The organism is uncultured Marinobacter sp. (assembly GCF_947488835.1).
In the GTDB taxonomy this organism is placed as follows: Bacteria; Pseudomonadota; Gammaproteobacteria; order Pseudomonadales; family Oleiphilaceae; genus Marinobacter.
Genome location: NZ_CANLBK010000003.1, coordinates 327,833 through 347,097 on the forward strand (window position 1 = coordinate 327,833; position 19,265 = coordinate 347,097).

General features: G+C 55.3%; 16 protein-coding genes. 6 read left to right on the forward strand and 10 right to left on the reverse strand.

Annotation, left to right across the window (positions count from 1 at the left end; all coding sequences use genetic code 11):
• The first annotated feature begins 13 nt into the window (after window positions 1-13).
• Both Q0824_RS17365 and Q0824_RS12970 read left to right on the forward strand, forming a co-directional pair.
• Window positions 14-163, forward strand: a complete 150-nt coding sequence (locus tag Q0824_RS17365; RefSeq protein ID WP_366521659.1) for a tetracycline resistance efflux system leader peptide — start codon at window positions 14-16, stop codon at window positions 161-163.
• Window positions 160-504, forward strand: coding sequence for a hypothetical protein (locus Q0824_RS12970; RefSeq protein WP_298451288.1), 345 nt, complete (start codon window positions 160-162; stop codon window positions 502-504). Before Q0824_RS17365 ends, Q0824_RS12970 begins: the two co-directional genes overlap by 4 nt.
• Window positions 505-513: 9 nt before the next feature.
• Here the strand turns inward: Q0824_RS12970 and Q0824_RS12975 are convergent, their stop codons facing one another.
• Window positions 514-1,800: a serine hydrolase domain-containing protein gene (locus Q0824_RS12975; RefSeq protein WP_298451291.1), complete on the reverse strand. Its 1,287-nt coding sequence runs from the start codon at window positions 1,798-1,800 to the stop codon at window positions 514-516.
• Between the two features lie 78 nt (window positions 1,801-1,878).
• On the opposite strand from Q0824_RS12975, the gene ybaK reads away from it, so the two are divergent.
• Window positions 1,879-2,349: a Cys-tRNA(Pro) deacylase gene (ybaK, locus tag Q0824_RS12980; protein WP_298451294.1), complete on the forward strand. Its 471-nt coding sequence runs from the start codon at window positions 1,879-1,881 to the stop codon at window positions 2,347-2,349.
• A 79-nt stretch (window positions 2,350-2,428) separates the two neighbouring features.
• Here the strand turns inward: ybaK and Q0824_RS12985 are convergent, their stop codons facing one another.
• From Q0824_RS12985 to Q0824_RS13025, 9 genes are all read right to left on the reverse strand, one after another.
• Window positions 2,429-4,672, reverse strand: a complete 2,244-nt coding sequence (locus tag Q0824_RS12985; RefSeq protein ID WP_298451297.1) for an NADP-dependent isocitrate dehydrogenase — start codon at window positions 4,670-4,672, stop codon at window positions 2,429-2,431.
• Window positions 4,673-5,228: 556 nt separating this feature from the next.
• The gene (locus Q0824_RS12990) at window positions 5,229-7,220 is read right to left on the reverse strand and encodes an acetoacetate--CoA ligase (protein ID WP_298451301.1); all 1,992 of its coding nucleotides are present in this window, start codon (window positions 7,218-7,220) and stop codon (window positions 5,229-5,231) included.
• A 16-nt stretch (window positions 7,221-7,236) separates the two neighbouring features.
• Window positions 7,237-8,016 (reverse strand): 3-hydroxybutyrate dehydrogenase, encoded by a 780-nt coding sequence (locus Q0824_RS12995; RefSeq protein WP_298451304.1) that lies wholly within the window; start codon window positions 8,014-8,016, stop codon window positions 7,237-7,239.
• Window positions 8,017-8,078: 62 nt separating this feature from the next.
• A complete protein-coding gene (locus Q0824_RS13000; protein ID WP_298451306.1) occupies window positions 8,079-9,449 on the reverse strand; it encodes a TRAP transporter large permease subunit in 1,371 nt (456 codons plus the stop codon).
• Window positions 9,450-9,466: 17 nt separating this feature from the next.
• Window positions 9,467-10,006: a TRAP transporter small permease subunit gene (locus tag Q0824_RS13005; protein ID WP_366521663.1), complete on the reverse strand. Its 540-nt coding sequence runs from the start codon at window positions 10,004-10,006 to the stop codon at window positions 9,467-9,469.
• Window positions 10,007-10,163: 157 nt separating this feature from the next.
• Window positions 10,164-11,249: a TRAP transporter substrate-binding protein gene (locus tag Q0824_RS13010; RefSeq protein WP_298451314.1), complete on the reverse strand. Its 1,086-nt coding sequence runs from the start codon at window positions 11,247-11,249 to the stop codon at window positions 10,164-10,166.
• Window positions 11,250-11,588: 339 nt separating this feature from the next.
• Window positions 11,589-13,001, reverse strand: a complete 1,413-nt coding sequence (locus Q0824_RS13015; RefSeq protein WP_298451683.1) for a sigma 54-interacting transcriptional regulator — start codon at window positions 12,999-13,001, stop codon at window positions 11,589-11,591.
• A gap of 138 nt (window positions 13,002-13,139) precedes the next feature.
• Window positions 13,140-15,254, reverse strand: a complete 2,115-nt coding sequence (locus Q0824_RS13020) for a 3-hydroxybutyrate oligomer hydrolase family protein (protein WP_298451317.1) — start codon at window positions 15,252-15,254, stop codon at window positions 13,140-13,142.
• A gap of 274 nt (window positions 15,255-15,528) precedes the next feature.
• Window positions 15,529-15,891 carry a DUF6164 family protein gene (locus Q0824_RS13025; protein ID WP_298451319.1) on the reverse strand — a complete coding sequence of 121 codons (363 nt, stop codon included), beginning with the start codon at window positions 15,889-15,891 and terminating at the stop codon, window positions 15,529-15,531.
• An 87-nt stretch (window positions 15,892-15,978) separates the two neighbouring features.
• Between Q0824_RS13025 and Q0824_RS13030 the strand changes: the two genes are divergently transcribed.
• From Q0824_RS13030 to Q0824_RS13040, 3 genes are read left to right on the forward strand one after another with little or no spacing between them, the layout of a single operon-like run.
• Window positions 15,979-17,391 carry a DUF2868 domain-containing protein gene (locus Q0824_RS13030; protein WP_298451322.1) on the forward strand — a complete coding sequence of 471 codons (1,413 nt, stop codon included), beginning with the start codon at window positions 15,979-15,981 and terminating at the stop codon, window positions 17,389-17,391.
• A complete protein-coding gene (locus Q0824_RS13035; protein WP_298451325.1) occupies window positions 17,388-18,818 on the forward strand; it encodes a GTPase/DUF3482 domain-containing protein in 1,431 nt (476 codons plus the stop codon). The genes Q0824_RS13030 and Q0824_RS13035 overlap by 4 nt, the downstream gene beginning before the upstream one ends.
• A gap of 50 nt (window positions 18,819-18,868) precedes the next feature.
• Window positions 18,869-19,264, forward strand: coding sequence for an ectoine synthase (locus Q0824_RS13040; RefSeq protein WP_216006726.1), 396 nt, complete (start codon window positions 18,869-18,871; stop codon window positions 19,262-19,264).
• Window position 19,265: the final 1 nt, after the last annotated feature.

Consider the following 19,265-nt stretch of genomic DNA (forward strand, 5'->3'; position numbering starts at 1 on the left):
ATCAAACTGCAGTTTGCACAACTGTCTAACAAAGTGCAACAAAATGAACAGAGTTTCACTTCTACGCAATAATTCAGACAACAGCCCCACACTCAGAGAATCCCGGCGAATCCGCTGCTATAGTTCCCATTATCAATTTCACAGCGAACAGGATTGTGTATGAGCCCGACATCCGTTGCCGACACCCTCAGGGAATACCTGTCTTTGCTTGAACTGCTAGACGACGCCTATTGGGAAGCGTCAAACATCGCGCACAAGGACATGCTCTACGACATTATCAGTATTTTCAGCCAGGAAGTGTCCGAGATAAACAAGCTCAGCATTCAGGATCACCACTACCCCTATGAGGTGATCACTGAAGGCATTCGCCGTGTTGTACCAAAACTGGAAAGGCTGGACGAAAGCCGCGAGGACGTCATTCAGCGCACGCAAACACTGACAGACTTCCGGGACATACTTTCATCCGTACTCGGAATTCTTGAGGATCAGTTAAGAACCCTGTGAGCGGTCGCTTTAAATAGCCACCGCCGGGCGCTCGCTTTCCGGGCGAAGAGGAAACTCCCGCGCAATGGTATAAACAAACTTGCCGAGCGCGGGGATGTGATGACCCACTATGGGAAACCCGGTGTTCAGCAAACTCACGGAGATATCCCGCGCGGCATCGGCCCAGCAAAGCTTGTTGATCAAACCAACATGGCCAAATGCATACCGGCTTCGTTGCCCCCACATTCCAACCGGGTTACCACCCAGCATCATGCCGGCGCTGAAGCGCATGGGTATCATCATGGTACGGTCAATTTGTAATGAACCAAACTGCTGAATGGCACGGCGAACGGTAATCTCGCTACAAATACGTTTACCCTTCCAGATACCGCCATTGAGCATCATCTGGAAGAACCGGCCCATCTCTTCGGCCGTGCCACACAGGTTACCCGCTGGAATCACTGCTTCCTGGAACAGAGGATTGTTGGTGACCTCTTCCACCGTCGATATATCGCCGCCAAGTGCCCGGTTTACGATCCACGATACAGGGAAACGCGGTGTCGGGCCGGTCGCGTAGTTGGTGGCCAACTCATGCAGATTCTCTGCCTCGATCCCGTAGGTAAACCACTTCATACCCATGGGCTGACGGATATGCTTGTCCAGGTAGTTTTCAATAGTGTCGCCGGTTACCTTTTCGAGCACTCGTTGCAGAACATAGCCTCCGGTTATCGCATGGTAAGCAACTTTGGCACCGTCTACTGCAATGGCTCGGGACTCGCACAGCAGGCGCCAAATCTCTTCCTGATCCCATAGAACCTCAATGGGTGTCTCTTTCGGAATGGAAGGAATGCCGCCCCTGTGGGACAGGATCTGATGCACCGTGATGGTACGCTTGCCATTTTGTGCGAACTCCGGGCAATAATAGGACACAGGGTCCATCAGATTTACCAGGCCTTGCTCAACCAACATGTGCATCAGCAAAGCAGTGACCGCCTTGGATGCCGAGAAGTAACAAATGGGGGTGTCGGTGGTCATGGCTATTTTCGGCGTGCCGGCAGACTCGTGGGGGCCGTTTCCACTGGCATGACCAATGGCCCGGTGCAGTATTTGCTCGCCCTTGTGACGCACCGATATCTGGATACCGGGGTGAACGCCTGTGCGGTACAAGGCTTCGACGCTTTTCCAGATGTTGTCGACAGTGCGGGTGTCTATGCCGACCGCTTCCGGGTTTTCACCGGCAGTATCGCGCTGGGTAACGGTCGATAAATCCTTGGGAACCTTGCAACTGTGCAGTGCACGACGGGCTATTGGGTTCATCAGGTACGCCTTGCTAGTGTTGACTGTTATTATAGGCAGTTGATCAGAGGGCAAATCAACTGTTTCTGAGGCCAGTTTATGACACCCGGTATCGAAGCGGCCAGTAAAGCCGGCGTATTTCATACTATCCACGAGTACGTGCACGACCCTTCCAGTGCAGGGTACGGCACTGAGGCGGCCGACAAGCTGGGGGTTGATCCTGCGCGTATTTTCAAAACCCTGGTGGTCGCTGTCGATGGTAAATACCTGGCAGTAGGCGTGGTACCGGTTACCAGCATGTTAAGCATGAAGTTGATTGCCAAGGCTGTCGGCGGCAAAAAGGCTGTAATGGCCGACCCACAGGAGGTGCAGCGCCGCACCGGCTATGTACTGGGCGGTGTGAGCCCACTGGGCCAGAAAAACCGCTTAAAGACCTTCATTGATGCCTCCGCTGAAGTTTTCGAGACGGTTTACGTGAGTGCCGGCCGCCGCGGGCTGGAGATTGAGCTGTCTCCCGCCGATCTCGCCAGTTTGACCGGGGGGAAACTGGTGCCTCTGCAACAGACATAAAAAAACCCGGAGAGCCGATCAACGACTTTCCGGGTTTTGTTTCAGGTGGCCGGGCACAGTGCCCGGATACCGTCAGGGATTACTTCACCGATGCACGGGCATCCTTCAAAATCTTATTGAAGGTTGCACTCGGCTGCATAACTGCCTCCACCTTATCTTTGGGTGGGTGGTAGTAGCCACCGATATCCGCAGGATGACCCTGAATAACGCTCATTTCTTCCAGAATCTTGTCCTTGTTCTCTTCCAGCTGTGCTGACATCTTCGCGAAGAACTCTTTCAGCTCTTGGTCGCTATCCTGAGATGCCAGTTCTTCTGACCAGTAGCGAGCCAGGTGGAAATGGCTGCCACGGTTATCCAGCTCACCCGTTACCCGTGACGGCGACTGGTTGTTTTCCAGCAGGCGCTCGGTAGCTTTGTCTAGGGTCTGGCCCAGCAGGCGTGCACGGTTGTTGTCGTGCTTCTCGCCCAGCTCATCCAGCGATACCGCAATGGCCAGGAATTCGCCCAGGGAATCCCAGCGCAGGTGATCTTCCTGCAGAACCTGCTGCACGTGTTTCGGAGCCGATCCACCAGCACCGGTTTCGTAGAGGCCACCACCGTTCAGCAGGGGAACAATCGACAGCATCTTGGCGCTGGTACCCAGCTCCAGAATCGGGAACAGGTCGGTGAGGTAGTCGCGTAGTACGTTACCGGTTACCGAGATGGTATCCAGACCACGAATCAGGCGCTCCATCGTCCAACGAATAGCGCGCACAGGTGACTCAAGGCGGATATGAAGCCCTTCGGTGTCGTGATCTTTCAGGTATGTATTAACCTTCTTGATCAGCTCGGCATCGTGAGGACGCTCGTCGTCGAGCCAGAACACTGCCGGCATGCCAGTAGCTCGGGCACGGCTAACAGCCAGCTTGACCCAATCGCGGATCGGCAGATCCTTGGTTTGGCAAGCGCGCCAGATGTCGCCTTCTTCGACATTGTGCTCAGTCAGCACGGTGCCATCTTCAGCCAGGATGCGCACAATGCCTTCTTCTTTGATTTCAAATGTCTTGTCGTGGGAGCCGTACTCTTCGGCCTTCTGCGCCATCAGGCCCACGTTCGGTACTGTTCCCATGGTGGTGGGATCAAAGGCGCCGTGGGTTTTGCAGAAGTTGATCATTTCCTGATAAATCGTGGCATAAGTGGACTCAGGCATGACGGCCTTGGTGTCCTTCAACTTGCCGTCGCGCGCCCACATTTTGCCTGAATTACGGATCATTGCTGGCATGGAAGCATCAACAATAACGTCGCTCGGTACGTGCAGGTTGGTAACGCCCTTAACGGAGTCAACCATGGCGATTTCCGGGCGGTGCTCGTAGGTCTTGTGCAACGCTTCCTGAATTTCTTCCTGCTTCGACTCTGGCAGCTGCTTGATTTTCTCAAGCACCGACGAGAGGCCGTTGTTCGGGTTTACACCGATTTCGTCAAACAGTTCGCCGTACGTGTCGAAAAGCTCTTTGTAGTAAATCTTCACCGCGTGACCAAACACGATAGGGTGAGAGATTTTCATCATGGTAGCTTTTACGTGCAGGGAGAACATCACGCCGGTCTTTTCGCAGTCTTCGATAACCTCTTCGAAGAATTTGCACAGCGCTTTTTTGCTCATGAACATGCCGTCGAGCACTTCGCCTTCCTGCAGTGGCAGGTCGGATTTGAGAACGGTTTGCTCGCCTTTTTTGTTCTCGAACACAATGCGGGCGTTGGTTGCCTTGTCGAGAGTTACGGACTGCTCGTTAGAGTAAAAATCGCCGCCGCGCATGTGGGCTACGTGGGTGCGTGATGCCGGGCTCCACTCTCCCATGCTGTGGGGGTATTTACGTGCAAATGCTTTCACCGCAGTCGGCGCTCGGCGGTCTGAGTTACCTTCACGCAAAACCGGGTTTACAGCGCTGCCGAGTACTTTGGCATAGCGCTTGGTCGCATCTTTTTCTTCGTCGGTTGCAGGGTTTTCGTTGTAGTCAGGAACCTTATAGCCCTGATCCTGCAATTCTTTGATAGCCGCACGCAACTGCGGAATAGATGCCGAGATGTTCGGCAGCTTGATGATGTTGGCGTCGGGGTCTTTGGTGTATTCGCCCAGCTCTGTCAGTGCGTCCGGAACGCGCTGGTCTTCCTCAAGGTGATCCGGGAAGGTCGCCAGAATGCGAGCCGCCAGGGAGATGTCGCTGGTTCCAAATTCAATACCAGCCGGCTTGGCGTAGGTTTCCAGAATTGGTAACAGTGACCGTGTTGCGAGGGCAGGCGCCTCGTCGGTCAGTGTGTAGATAATCTTCGCTTTGGATGATTTCATTTTCGTCCTCAGGCTAATAGGTGGGTTCAGGACGGTCATGGCTAGATCTGGCATCTTGTGAACGCCCGACCATTGCTATGACTGATTTTTAAAACTTTTGATAGACCTACTAAGATACCATTTTTTTGTTCTGCTTGGTTACGATCTTAGTATAAGAACGGACTAAAAACCCTTGATCTTCGGTAACTGGGGGAACAAATGGCGGGAATTTACGAAACTTTCTAACATTTTGGCGTGTTGGCTTGGGAGTAGCGCACTGGGGGTAAGCCCTCCCAAAACACGCTCCTTCGGCACCCCTGCGGGGTCCGGCCCACAATCATAGATTGTGGTCGTTCGGCTTTCGCATGAAGCTACGCTTCACAAACGCTCGGCCGAACCCATGTGGCGCTTGGGCTCCGCTATCCCTGGCTCCGCACAGTTTTGGGAGGGCTTACCCCCAGCGCTTCGCGGACATTTCGGTGGCCTACCGGCATTTCAAGACAGGAAACACCAGCCAGCATATCTACACCGGAAGTCACCGCTTCCACTCCTGCACGCTTTTGACATAACAGTCGCCTTAGTCTTTGGGCAACAGGTTCTCCTCAGCAAGCCGCTCGCGAATCTGGTCCAGCGCTTCCGGGTTGCCCAGAGCATCACGGTTATCGGCTTTGGTGGAGCCGTTGATCAGGCGGGCGACGGCCAGTTCGACTTTTTTGCCGCTGCGGGTGTAGGGGATGTCTGGCACCTGAACTATGTGTTTGGGAACATGTCGTGGGCTGGCACCTGTGCGGATTCGGGCTTTTAGCTGCGCCAGCAGGTCGTCGCTGAGTTCCTGGCCTTCGGCAGGCACTACAAACAACACTACTTCTACGTCGCCATCGATCTGGCGGCCAACGACGAGGCTGTCTTTTATAGCCGCTTCAGTTTCTACCTGCCGGTAGATTTCGGCGGTGCCGATTCTTACGCCGCCGGGGTTGAGTGTGGCGTCTGAACGGCCGTAGATGATGGCGCCGCCGTGTTCGGTGAATTCTATGAAATCACCGTGAGCCCATACGCCGGGGAAGGTGTCGAAGTAGGCTTCGCGATAGCGTTCGCCGTTGGCGTCGTCCCAGAAGGCGACAGGCATGGAGGGCATTGGCTGGCGGCAAACAAGTTCGCCTCGGCCCTGGTCTACGGGGTTGCCGTCATCGCCGTAGGCTACGGCGTCGACACCGAGGAAACGGCATTGGATTTCGCCACGGCGCACAGGCAACAGTGGTGTAGAGCCTACGAAGCAACCGCAGATGTCGGTGCCGCCGGCAATAGAGCCTAGCAGGGCTTTAGGTGCGCCCTGGTTGTAGACCCAGTCGTAGTCTTCCGGGAGCAGGGGCGAGCCGGTTGAAAACACGACTCTCAGTTTGCTCAGGTCGAGGGTTTCGGCCGGCGCCATTTCAGCTTTGCGACAGCCAGCGATGAACCTTGCGCTGGTGCCGAAGTGGGTCACGTGTTCTTCGGCTACGGTGTCCCAAAGGAAGCTGAGGCTGGGGTAGCCTGGTGAGCCGTCTACCGTGATCACAGATGCGCCGGTTAGCAATGCGGAAGCCTGCCAGTTCCACATCATCCAGCCACAGGTGGTGAAGTAGAGGAACCGGTCATTCGGGCCAACGTCGCCGTGCAGCATAAGTTCTTTGGCGTGATTAACCAGCATGCCCGCGGTGCCGTGCACGATGCATTTGGGTTTGCCGGTGGTGCCAGAGGAATAAAGTATGTAAACCGGGTGGTCGGGGTCGACGGGCGTATACGACGGTGCTTCGCCAGCGCCAAACGCAATGGCTTCGTCCCAGTTGGTTACAAGCTCACCTGTAATCGGCGCAGCGTTTGGCAGTTGCTGAACGCTTACCACGCACTTCAGCGTTGGCAGGCCGGCAATCAGTCCTGCAAATTCCTCCTGGCGGGCCAACACCTTGCCACCATAGCCATAGCCGTTCACAACAATCAGTGCAGAAGGCTCTATCTGGCCAAACCGGTCAAGAATCGCGCCCACACCGAAATCCGGTGACGCGGAGCTCCAGATGGCACCCAAGCTGGTGGCCGCCAGCATACCGGCGAGGGCTTCGTAGCCGTTGGTCACCACACCGGCTACTCGATCGCCTTTCTGTATACCTTTGTTACGCAGGAAGGCTTCCAGTGCGCCCACATCGGCTTTCAGCTCTCCGTAGGAACGGCGAAGCACAGGGCGTGTCTCGCAATAGGCCACCACCGCTTCTTTGTTGGCGTGGTCGCCTTCCGCATGACGCAGCAGGTTGGCCGCAAAATTCAGTTTCATGCCCGGGAACCACTCGGCACCCGGCATATCCCGCTTGCCCAGAACTTTGAGCGCTGGCGTTGCGCTAACAAGCCCGCAATAGTCCCAAACGCTGGCCCAGAAGGTTTCAAGGTCATCAACAGACCATTGGTGCAGCGCGTGGTAATCAGCAAACGGGCCATAGCCCTGCTCTTCCAGCCAGGTTTTGTAGCGACCCATTTGGCTATTGGCCAACTCGCCTTCCGATGGAGTCCAGACTACTGGGGACTGTTCAATAACGCTCATCCGTTGCTCCTGTTACTTACTGCATGTGCCAGCCGTGGCTGACAACAAACGATTGGCCTGTAAGAGCGGCTGAAGGGAAGGCCGCCAAGTGCACCGCCATTTCGGAAACATCTTCCTGGGTGGTGAATTTGCCATCTACTGTGTTTTTTAGCATCACCTTACTGATGACTTCCTCTTCGGAAATACCCAGCTCTTTTGCCTGCTCCGGTATCTGCTTATCCACTAGTGGCGTTCTTACAAAGCCAGGGCAAATAATGTTGCTGCGAACTCCGTGCTCTGCACCCTCTTTGGCAACAGCTCGACATAATCCAAGCATACCGTGTTTTGCTGCCACGTAAGGAGCCTTCAGGGGCGAGGCCTCGAGCGAGTGCACTGAACCCATGTACAGCATAGTGCCTCCACCGTTGGCGTACATTTGCTTCAGAGCCGCACGTGTGACCAGAAACGCGCCATCCAGATGCACATTCATCACCCGCCGCCAATCTGCATACGCCAGATTGTGTACCGGATCTATGTGCTGGATACCGGCGTTCGCTACGGCAATGTCCAGACCACCCCAGGCCTTTACAATGGCGGCTACGCCCTCTTCGACGGCGGCCTCATCGGTTACGTCCATGGCCAATGCCATTGCGGTGCCGCCAGCTTTTTCTATGGCGTCAACGGTGTCTTGTGCACTTTCCAGCGTGAGGTCTGCCACAGCGACACGAGCACCTTCACGGCCGTAATGTTCGGCGATTGCCCGCCCAATGCCTCGCGCTGCGCCAGTAATAAGAGCGATATCGTTTTCGAGACGCATGGTGTTTGTCTCCCAGTTATTATTCAGTTTTTGTAAGTGAAAGCCTGCGCAAAACCTGCGTATCAGGAACCGCCGTACACTTCATTTGGAAGCCAGGTCGCCAAAGGCTGGAACCAGAACACCAGTGCCAAAGCCAGAAGCTGCAACATAATGAACGGCAACACGCCCAGATATATGTCCCGGGTGGTAATACCCGGCGGGCATACTCCCTTGATATAGAACAGCGAGAAGCCAACGGGGGGGGTCAGGAAGGAGGTCTGCAAACACATGGCAAACATGATGGCAAACCACACTGGCTCCACACCCATTTTGAACAGTACGGGGGCCACTAAAGGTAAAACGATCAGGGTAATCTCCACCCAGTCCAGGAAAAACCCGAGCAAAAAGGTGATAAACAGAACGGTTAACAACACACCTGTAGTGCCAAAAGGCAGGCCGGTGATGGCGCCTTCTATCACTTCGTCGCCACCCAGCCCTCGCAGCACCGAAGCAAACACTGTGGCACCGATAAAAATGCCAAAAATGAATGCCGAGGTGCGGCTGGTCTGATAAAGGGATTCTTTCAGGGTCGCCATATCCAGACGCTTGCTGACAAAAGCCATAAGCAAGGCGCCGCCCGCACCCACTGCAGAGGCTTCCGTGGTTGTCGCTATGCCAAAAAAGATGGAGCCAAGCACAGAAATGATCAGTGCCATAGGCGGCAAGATTGCCCAGAACACGCCAAACCAGGCGCGCGCATCAAGGCGCTGTCGGTTGGTCGGCGCCGGTGCCAGATCCTTTTTGATGTAAGAAGCGATGATGATGTAGAGAATGTAAAGCATGGCGAGCATGACGCCTGGAATCAGCGCGCCCATGAACAGCTTTCCTACTGACGCATCCGAGGTACCAAGACGATCCGCCATCAGAACCAGCATGATGCTTGGCGGCACCAGAATGCCGAGCGTGCCCACCGAGCACGCCGTACCTACAGCCAGTGATTTGTTGTAGTTGGCCTGCATCATGGGGCCAAGGGACAACATGCCCAGCAGTACCACTGAGGCGCCCACAATACCGGTTGAGGCGGCTAGCAATACGCCAACCAGCACCACAGTAATGGCATAGCCACCGCGCAGACCGCCAAGCACTTTAACCAGGCTGTGCATTAGCTTTTCGGCAATGCCAGATCGGTCCAGCATGATACCCATGAAAATAAACATGGGTAGCGCGACCATCAGCTCATTGGCAACGATGCCATAAATTCTGGCGTCCAGAACGCCAATGGTTCCCTGCCAGGTAAACCAAAGAGGAGAATCGAGATACTCGACCATAACGTGGCCGACAATACCGAATATGAGACCAATACCCGCCAGTGACCAGGCAACCGGGAACCCCGAGAGCAAGAGCACCATAAAGCTGGCGAACATGGCGATAACAAGAATTGCTTCTATTCCCATGACATTAGCCTCGTGGTTCAGGGATTAGGATGGCCGGCAGAGCGCCGATCATCGTAAGGAGGCTCAACAGCCCTGGGAAAACAAAACAGATAGGTGGTGCAACGTGTGGCGCGGGACAGCAGCGCGATCATCACGAACACCAGCCCCAGAGGCAGCATACTTTTGAATATAAACCGGTAAGGCAATCCGCTAGGTGCCTGGGAATGCTCTGTGTAAATCCATGCTGTCCAAGCGTAGGGCACCAGAGCACTGATCATCAGCGCAATGATGGGCAGCGCCAGCAGCACAATCCCCAACAGCTCAATTATGGCCTGGGCTTTGGGGCTGAATTTCTCTTTCAGCACATCAACACGAACGTGGTCGTCCCGCACAACCGCATAGCCGAGGGTGAGCATGGTTGCAGTGCCGAACAGGTGCCAGGACAACTCCTCAAGGGCAATAGAACCTTGAGATAGTGCATAGCGGGAAAACACGTTGATCAGGATAACGATCAGCACAGCAATCCATAACCAGGACGCAAGGCGGCCAACCGCAACTACCAATCGATCAAGATGCATGGATACAGCATTGACTGGCAGCGTATCAGTATCGAATGTCGGGGCATGGTTATCCCCTGAGACATTAGTATCGGTCACAAAAACCTCGGATTTTCCGGATGCAGGGAAGGAAGCGGGCAGCGTTCAACCGTTACCCGCAATGAACATCATCCGTTGATCAGTCGTACTTGTAGAAATCCCGTGGCAGGTAGCCATTGGAGTGCCAAATGGAGTGATGTTCCATAAATTCACGCTGACTGGTCAGTACGCGATTGAACATTTCATCCTTGGCAGCAATTTCATCCAATACTTCATTCGTGACCTTTTGCAGCTCACGCAGTACCGGCTCTGGCAGAGTCTGGGCGTTTACGCCTTCTTTCTCGTACTCGCGCAGTGCTGTTGGCTGGGCCCACTCACTCTGTGCAAACCCTTTAAGCGTGGCAGATTCACAACCCATTTCGATAAGCGCACGGCTCTGTGGCTCCAGCTTCTCCCATACATCGTTGTTCACCAACAGGTGGGAGGTGGTCAGAGTTTGGTGCCAACCGGGCATGATGTAGTTTTTGATGATTTGGTCCAGGCCCAGCATCTTGTCGATGGCCGGCTGAGAGAACTCAGTCGCATCAATCGTTTTACGCTCCAGCGCCTGATAGATTTCGCCGCCCGGAACCATGGTTACCGAAGCGCCTAGCTTTTCCAGAACCTTGCCACCAATTCCGGCAAAGCGGATTTTCAGGCCGTCAAAATCTTCCACGCCCTTGATTGGATTAGCGAACCAGCCTGCGCCTTCAGGGCCGATGATGCTGCATAGCATGGGGTGGATGTTGCGCTTGGCATAGATTTCTTCCAGCAATGCACGGCCATCGCCCTCGTAGTACCAGGCCAGATAAGCGGGCGGCTCCATGTTGAAAGGGGCACCGGAATACAACGGCAAGGCGGGGATGGTGCCCTGGTCGTAACCAACCCAGGTGTAGCCTGCGGGGTATTTACCACCACCTACGGAATCCATGATTTCAAACGGCGGAACCAGTTCGTTCGGCTCGTAGTAACGCAGCTGAATATCACCACCGGATATGGCTTTGAGATTTTCGGTCAGGTGTTTTACAGGCGTTGTGAGCCCTATAAGGTGTGAAGGGAAAGCCAGAGGCACCTGCCAGCGAACTTTTTCTGCAGCTAGAGCATTGCTGCTGACCAAGGCGCCAGTCATAAACGCCGCAGCAGTGATACCCAGTGTCAAACCCGATAGCTTATGTTTGATAGACATGAAGATGATCCTTCTTGTTGTTGTAGTCGGTCCGGACCACTTTGGTCCGGACCTCTTTGGCTCGGAAAGCCTAGGCAGAACTCACGCCAGAAAAATCAGAATAAAGTTGGCAATGGTATATCAGGGGTCTTACTTGTGGCGCCAGCCTTTATTTCTGAATTGTTCTGACGTCCTGCACTTGGGATATAGCAGAGCTCATGCCAATAATTTTTTTCCCTTAAATATCAGATATATAGCAAAAACCGAAAAGCTGTTACAAATATAACCGTCCGGAAACCAGGACAACACTGAACTCTGGTCGTACGTGCTTGTACTGATACCAAGACACCTGTCCGGGAATCAGGACATTTTCGCCAGCTTCTCGTAAAGTACCGAGCGGGAGATACCCAGTAACTTGGCCGCCTGAGTGCGGTTACCCCGGCTCGCAACCAAAGCCTCTTCAACCGCCTGGGCTTCCGCCTCAGCCAATATGCTGGCCAAGGGCCGGATAGGGCGGGGTGTAATTCGGGAAGCTGGGCCCGCGCTGCTGCGGGGCAACACTTTGAACATGGCATCCGCATCCAGTACGCCGCCCTCCTCACTCATGGTCAGGGCTCGCTCAAGCACATTACGCAGCTCACGGATATTCCCCGGCCAGTCGTAGCTGGCCAAAGCCGCTACGCCGGCATCGGTAATTTCCGCACGCATATCCAGCCCCTCGCTAATTTCCCAAAGCAAGGTTTCGCAAAGCAACCCCAGGTCTGCAATACGGTCTCTCAAAGGTGGTATGGGAATTTCCAGCACGTTAAGCCGGTAATACAAATCCGAACGGAAACTGCCGTCTGCAATCATCGCCTCAAGATTACGACTGGTTGCCGCGATAACCCGGACATCAACCTCTGTCACCTTATTCGAGCCCAGTGGCTCCACTTCGCCTTCCTGCAGGACCCGCAAGAGTTTGGCCTGAAGCGGCAATGGCATGTCGCCCACTTCGTCCAGAAACAGCGTGCCCCCGTTAGCCAGCTGAAACTTCCCTTCTCGCAGTTTGCGATCGGCACCGGTGTAAGCACCCGGCGCCACACCAAAGAATTCGGCTTCCAGCAGATTATCGGGAATCGCCGCCACGTTCACCCCCACAAACGGCTTCTCGGAGCGACTGGATACAGAGTGAATCGCTTGGGCCAGCACCTCTTTGCCAGTGCCCGTTTCACCCAGTACCAGCACAGCCATTTCACGCCCGGCGGCAAGCCGCGCGCGGCGCTTGACTTCGAGGGCTCCGGGGCTGGCGCCAACAAAATCCCCAAGACTATAACGCGTACCCCGGGATTTTTTTGCCAGCGCCTTGCGGGCCGCCGCCAGGTCCTGATGCAGGCGCCGGTATTTACTGACCAGGGGCGTAAGTGGTTGCAGGTCGTCGTAAAGCACAAACGCTACAGCGCCCTCAATCTCGCCAGCATTGTCATAGTATGGCAGCCGGGTAACCACCAGTTGTTGCTGTTGATACTCCATAATATCCAGCAACAGCGGTTTGCCGGTTTCCACAACTTCAGGCATGCGGGTTTCGGGAATCACCTGGCGCACCTGGCGGCCAATCACATCTGCCGGATCTTTCAAGCCCAACAACTCGGAATAGCTGACGTTTATCCAGGTAATACGGGACTCGCGATCAACTGCAATCGCGCCTGCGCTGGCCTCCTCAAACATGGGAAAGAGTGCTTCGATTAGATCCCGGGTAAGCCCTTTTTTATTCTTATCACCAAACAACTGTGCCATGTAATGCTTACCGCCAGAGTCAGTTTCATTCATCGTGAAAGCCCTGACATCCGGCGATGCCGGATGTTCTGTCAGAAGTATATGGCCCCCTCCGCACGGTGAGCAAATGGGAGGGGGCAGGGGACGGCCCGAACGCCATCAATCAGGTATGATTAACTCACTACCAACCAGGCGGATAAGGTCTACCTCTGGCGGCTGTGCTGCAATCTGCGGAAGGTTGCTCTGGGCCAACGGTGTTGCATCGCCCCGCGGCGTGGCCCGAACAACCTGGCTTGGCGGCAATGGCGTGTCGTTGGTCAAGCGATCCCAAACCAGATCCAGAGCCTGGAAATAGTAGTGATGCAGCGGCACATAGCTGGCACCAATCGCTGGGAAGCCGTTCAGAACGTCCAGGTGATGGGCGTTGAGCACTTCGTAGTAACGGAGTTCGCTGCCGGCTCCCTCCACTTGCTGGTTAAGCCCGAAATAGGGCCGGGAGGTGTGGTTGATAGGCAAAATAGCATCCGACCGCCCCGTCACAAATACCGCCGGCTTGCCGCGAAGATCCCCGGTAGCTCTGATCTCTTCAATACCATCAGCGATGGCTTCGGCAAGCTCTGCTTCAGCACCCGTCAGCGCATCGCCAGTGATCGCATCACGACCCAAGGCCAGACCGTGCAAGCACAGCAATGCATCAAGACCGTAATCCGTAAGGCCGCTGCTGGGGGATTTGCTGACAGTCAGTAGAGTCGACGGAGCCACGGCGTCATCGTAAACAATATTAACCTTTGCAGTGGGCGGAATACCGTTGCTGACTGCAAATGCTGCGGCTTCCTGAACCGGGGTAAGCGGAGTTACTGCCCCGGTACCATCCGTCGCAGCCAGGCTAAGCCCGCACACACGATCCTCCACACCCGCGCGGCCATAGGCGTTGGCATAGGTCATAGAAATGCTCTGAGCTACGTTGGAGGCAAAGTGTATGGGCGCCAGCAGGTTCTGCTCGGGCTGGATACCAAACTCCTCATTCAGAATACGCAGTGCATCCGTGGCACGCGCATCAGTATCGGAGCCTGTAACCAGCCCCTTAAGCGCCAATGAGGTGCAGATATTCTCGCCAATAGCTTGCGGGTTATACGCAGCGTTCAATGGTGCAATATCACGAATAGCCGGCGCCTGATTGGCGCAACCCTGGTACACCGCAAGTGCTGTGGTGTATTCCAGAAGGCTACGACTGTGCTCAACAATGGGCGTATTGCTACCCTGCACAATGGTAAAATTGGTACTTACAGCCGGGTTCACGTTGGGCTCTGATACCGCCACGCCGTCAATCAGCCCTTTTGTATCCTGCTCCGCCGCGCGAACCGATGAACCACCACCATTGGAAACACTGGAGGCTATAACCAAAGTGTTTTCCGGCGTAATAACACGGGTGTTGTCATCACTGCCAAACTGTTTGTTAAGCACCCAGAACCCAAACTCAACAGACTGAAGAACATGGCGCCCCCAGTCGGCTTCCGGGTTAGTTTTCGAGTGAGCATGCTTCCAGGCAAATCGATCCGGCCAATCTGCATTGAAATCATTCCGCTGGCTGGCCGTGAGATCCGCGCGAAACTGAACAGATTCATCAGTAGACGAGAGCGTACCGTCGATACGCTGCGCGGTATTGGTTTCCAAGTTATGGGCGCCGGTGCCACTGCCTTTATCGGTATAGACCACGGCACAGCCCTTTTTCAGACCCCACTCGCCGGCTGTACCAATCGCACCATAAATTCCCCGGGAGCCAGACGAAGGTGCAGTGATCATGCATGGGTTTTGAACATCGAAACTGTCAGGAACCTGAGCCATAACCGTAACAGGCACACTGCTGCCTGCAACGGTCATAAACGCCAGGTATTCATGGCCCGGAATCAGGCCTTCTGTTTGATTACCGACACCGGGGCCAAAAAACTCGTCATAACCACCACCTGGGGATGTATCCACAAGCGCCCGGTAGTTATTGTAAATCGCAAGCTGACGCAGTTCAGCCGGAGAGGGGTTAAGCGGATCAGCAAACGTAGGTGCTGTGGCACTGCCAAGGCCCGTAGCTCCGAGGCCGGCAGTTAGAAGATCGTCAGTCACGCCGTCATATTGGGTGTGCAGTATGTCACCCTGGATAAATTCAGGCGGTTGGTTTACCTCAGGTGGGTTGTTGTTATTGCTGTCACTACTGTCATTGCAGGCACTCAGGGCGATGCCTGTCACGCCGATTAGCGTACAGATCATGATACGTTTCATGGGTCGTTCCTTGTTTGTTGTTGTTAAGAACATGTCCGGGCCCAAGGCCCGAAACAACCCACATGCGCTTCCTGTGCCATTATTTTATCTTTATGTTTTTATTAGCAATTCTTAAAATTCATCGAATACATTGAGGGGTTTTGTCCGACTTCCCGGACACTGCTATCCGCGGGATAAACGAACAAAGGAGGGGGAGTAGTACTAACGAGCGGCGGCTTCAGCTTGTTTGTCCTGAAAACAGGACACCGTAGCGATTTTCGGACATTCGGGAAAATTAACCGATTCGGATAAACGGCAGCAGGCTAAAACCGGCAATCACAATAATTGCCAAACACGCCGCCAGCGTGCGCACGGGTTTCTGCCGAAACATGTACCAGATACCGCCACCCTTGCCCTGCAGGCGCCAGGTTTCATAGGCTTCACGCTGGGTTTGTGTGCGCTGGTACTGGTATTCATGCAGTATGGCTTTGGCTCTTTCGGCTTCTTCGGTGTCGTGCACCCAGAAGCCCCCCATGCTGATGCCCCAGCGGCTAGGCGGGGTCTCGTAAAAGCGCACGTCGTGGGCCTCGAACAAAGCCCGGATTTCTTCGGCTTCATCGTCGGGCACGTGGCGCAAATTCATCAAATGGTGGGGCATGACAACTCGTTATCTGGCATCGAATGGGGTAATGCCGATATCCTAACACCATAGACCCAAAGACCGAATTCATCACCGGAACCGTTCATGACTGATCATTCCCTCCGCTTGCTGCTGGATTTTGATGCCTGCGCCCAAAGAGACAAGGGCCAGGCGCCGGCATTTTTGCACCGGCGGGATCGCAAGTTTGCCCTGACCTGCGAGCAACAAGGGGTAACCCCTACCCCGAAACGCTGGCTGGCCCATATCAACCACCTGAGTGGCCCGGGTGCCGGCACGCCCCCCTCGGCGGGCACTCTGCGCTTCTGGCAGCGGATCAACAGCGGTTTCATGATTGCGGGCACGGTGTTTGGGTTAATTGCCATGATTGGCTTGCTGTTTTACGACGGTGGCCAACGCATAAATGTGACCGTGATTGTTGCCTTTGTCGCCTTTCAGCTATTACTGGCAGTAGTGACCACGGTTCAGTCACTCGCTGGCTGGCAACCTTGGGGGGCGCTGCTCCGGCGCTTTCGTAACAACCCGGAATCGACGGTGACCACCAAGCTTCAGCCTGTGCTCATGGCACGGGCCGCGCAGTTGGGCGGGCTGTGTTTTGCCCTTGCCGGCCTCGCGACGTTACTTGTTATGGTGGTGCTGCAGGACCTGGCGTTTGGCTGGAGCACTACGCTTGAAACCGATGCCAACCGTTATCACAGCCTGATTGCTGCGATTGCCGCACCTTGGGCCGCGATCTGGCCAGCTGCTGCGCCGGATTTGGCGCTCGTGGAAGCCACACGATTTTTCCGAGCCGGTGCGGGGGCGGGCAGCATGGAGCCGGCACGCTGGGGCCAGTGGTGGCCCTTTATAGCCATGCTCTGGTCAACCTGGGCGCTACTGCCCCGACTTGTTCTTGCCCTTTTGTCGGGCGTATTGATAAGGCGCAAGGCTCGACAACTGCTGGCCAACCACCCAGCCAGGCGGGCGTTGCTTTATCGAATGGAAACCCCGGCTCTGGATACCGGAAACGAACACAACGACGCCTCGGATTTACCGGATACACACACGCAACTCAAGCTACAACCCTTGCCGGACGCCAGCATTGTGCTGTGTTGGGCCGGCGCCGGCGACCCGGAGTTGCCGGATGCCCTTAGCAGCGGCAAAAGCCTGATTGCAAAAGCAGGTGGCCGGCTGACCCTGGAAGAAGACCGGCAAACGCTGGAGCAAGTAGCCGAGCAACTGGCACAGGCGTCTAGTCGCTCCGTGATTCTGGTTGTACGCAGTTGGGAGCCACCCACCGGGGAACTGGAAGACTATCTGACCAGTGCAAGAGCTCTCTGGCCAAAGGATGTCCGGATCGCTTTGCTGCCACTGGCCACCCACATTGAGCAGGAGCCAGATGTCCATCAGGTTCAGCAATGGCTGAGGTTTGCCAAGCGGGCCGGGCCAGAATTTATAACAGTCAGCCTGATACCGGCTCATGGAACCGTTCCCGGTATGAACGGGGGAGTTATGGAATGAATACAGCGCCCATTTTTGCCGTTGTAGGCCATCCCAACAAAGGAAAATCCAGTGTGGTGGCCACCCTTTCCCAGAACGATGGCATTGCCATTGCGCTGGAGCCGGGCACTACACGCAAACGCCAGTCCTACCCACTGAGTGTGGATGGCAGGGTTCTCTACACACTGGTGGACACACCCGGTTTTCAGCGCCCCAGGCGGGTGCTCGAGTGGCTTGAGGCCCACAGTGTTTCTGCATCAGACCACGGCGAAACGGTTCGTGCATTTGTTCTGCAACATCAGGACGACAGCCGCTTCACTGACGAATGTGAACTGCTTGCACCATTGATTGAGGGCGCGGGCATTATCTATGTGGTGGACGGCTCGGCGCCCTACAGTGCCGAGCACGAAGCCGAGATGACCATACTGCGCTGGACCGGCCAGCCCAGCCTGGCCCTGATCAACAGCATCGGGCCCGACGATTACAGCGACACCTGGCAAGCCGCACTAGGGCAATTCTTCCAGGTTGTACGCAAGTTCGATGCGGTTCGCGCCCCGTTCGAGCAACATCTCAGCCTATTACGCGCCTTTGGGCAGCTTGAGCCAGACTGGGAAAAGCCTCTGGATCAGGCAACACATCACCTCTCGGCCCAGCGCGAGCAGCGTCGCCACCAGGCGGCCGGCATCATCGCCAAAGCACTGCATGACATGATGTCGTTCAAGGAAAAGCGCACGCTGACGCTGGATCAAGTCGCGGGCACCAGCGACAGCACCCTTGCGGATCAACTCCGGCAACGCTGGTACCAACACCAACGCCAACGGGAACAGTCTCTACGCGTGCACATTGAGCATCTGTATCAGCACCAGAGCATCCGGCGACAGGAAGCCGAGCTTGAGTGGCACAGCGACCACGACCTCTTCTCGGAAGACAGCCGCAAACACTGGGCTGTCAGCAGGCGCTATCTGGCCACAGCCGGTTTCGGTGCGGGCGCCGTCAGCGGAGCAGGGCTGGACGCTCTGACTCTGGGCTCATCACTGGGTACCGGGGCTCTGGTGGGCGGCCTGCTCGGTGCAGCCGGGAGCTATTTCTACGGCGGCAAGTTCACCCTGCCGGTTCTGAATATTGGGTTGCTCCAGGACGGCCTGAAAACAGCTACGTTCGGGCCTGTGCAAGACAGCCAATTTGGTTACGTAGTGCTGGGGCGAGCCGTGGATCATTGGTGGCACATAAGCCATCGAAATCACGCCGGCAGAGATCTACTTGATCTGCAGCCGGCCGATCACCACTGGCTTGAACGCCTCGACAAAAAGAGCCGTCAAACTATTCAGAGAACCTTGGACAAATGCCGTAAACAGCAGCCTCTGGATGACATTCAGCAGCAACGTTTTAACACCGCCATAGAGCAATGCATGGCTGTTTATGACGACTGGCGGTTGAATCGCACCTGAAATGAGTGTTTATACTGTAAGGCTATTCCATCAATAAACGAGGAATGCTCATGAAGATTGTACGAGTTCAGGACATCATCGGTACCGAACGTGAAGTGCACGGCCCAGGTTGGACCAGCCGTCGTATGTTGTTGAAAAAAGACGGCATGGGCTTCTCTTTCCACGAAACGATCATCCCTGCCGGTGCTGAGTTGAACCTGTGGTACAAGCACCACCTGGAAGCGGTTTACTGCGTAGCCGGCAATGGCAGCATTACCGACAAGGCCACCGGTGAAACCCACCAGATCTCAGACGGCACGCTTTACGCCCTCGACAAGCACGATCAACACACCCTGCGCGGCGGCACTGAAGACATGCGCTTGATCTGCTCGTTTAACCCGCCCGTAACCGGGCAGGAAGTACACGACGAAGACGGCGCCTACCTGCCGGATACCAGCGAAGACTAAT

Bases quoted from the DNA above. Each gene is read 5' to 3' on its own strand.
- Q0824_RS12970 (WP_298451288.1), top strand. From the start codon at position 160: ATGAGCCCGACATCCGTTGCCGACACCCTCAGGGAATACCTGTCTTTG.
- Q0824_RS13005 (WP_366521663.1), bottom strand. From the start codon at position 10,006: ATGCATCTTGATCGATTGGTAGTTGCGGTTGGCCGCCTTGCGTCCTGG.
- Q0824_RS12985 (WP_298451297.1), bottom strand. From the start codon at position 4,672: ATGAAATCATCCAAAGCGAAGATTATCTACACACTGACCGACGAGGCG.
- Q0824_RS13020 (WP_298451317.1), bottom strand. From the start codon at position 15,254: ATGAAACGTATCATGATCTGTACGCTAATCGGCGTGACAGGCATCGCC.
- Q0824_RS13030 (WP_298451322.1), top strand. From the start codon at position 15,979: ATGACTGATCATTCCCTCCGCTTGCTGCTGGATTTTGATGCCTGCGCC.
- ybaK (WP_298451294.1), top strand. From the start codon at position 1,879: ATGACACCCGGTATCGAAGCGGCCAGTAAAGCCGGCGTATTTCATACT.
- Q0824_RS13040 (WP_216006726.1), top strand. From the start codon at position 18,869: ATGAAGATTGTACGAGTTCAGGACATCATCGGTACCGAACGTGAAGTG.
- Q0824_RS13010 (WP_298451314.1), bottom strand. From the start codon at position 11,249: ATGTCTATCAAACATAAGCTATCGGGTTTGACACTGGGTATCACTGCT.
- Q0824_RS13015 (WP_298451683.1), bottom strand. From the start codon at position 13,001: ATGGCACAGTTGTTTGGTGATAAGAATAAAAAAGGGCTTACCCGGGAT.
- Q0824_RS12975 (WP_298451291.1), bottom strand. From the start codon at position 1,800: ATGAACCCAATAGCCCGTCGTGCACTGCACAGTTGCAAGGTTCCCAAG.
- Q0824_RS13035 (WP_298451325.1), top strand. From the start codon at position 17,388: ATGAATACAGCGCCCATTTTTGCCGTTGTAGGCCATCCCAACAAAGGA.
- Q0824_RS12990 (WP_298451301.1), bottom strand. From the start codon at position 7,220: ATGAGCGTTATTGAACAGTCCCCAGTAGTCTGGACTCCATCGGAAGGC.
- Q0824_RS13000 (WP_298451306.1), bottom strand. From the start codon at position 9,449: ATGGGAATAGAAGCAATTCTTGTTATCGCCATGTTCGCCAGCTTTATG.
- Q0824_RS13025 (WP_298451319.1), bottom strand. From the start codon at position 15,891: ATGCCCCACCATTTGATGAATTTGCGCCACGTGCCCGACGATGAAGCC.
- Q0824_RS12995 (WP_298451304.1), bottom strand. From the start codon at position 8,016: ATGCGTCTCGAAAACGATATCGCTCTTATTACTGGCGCAGCGCGAGGC.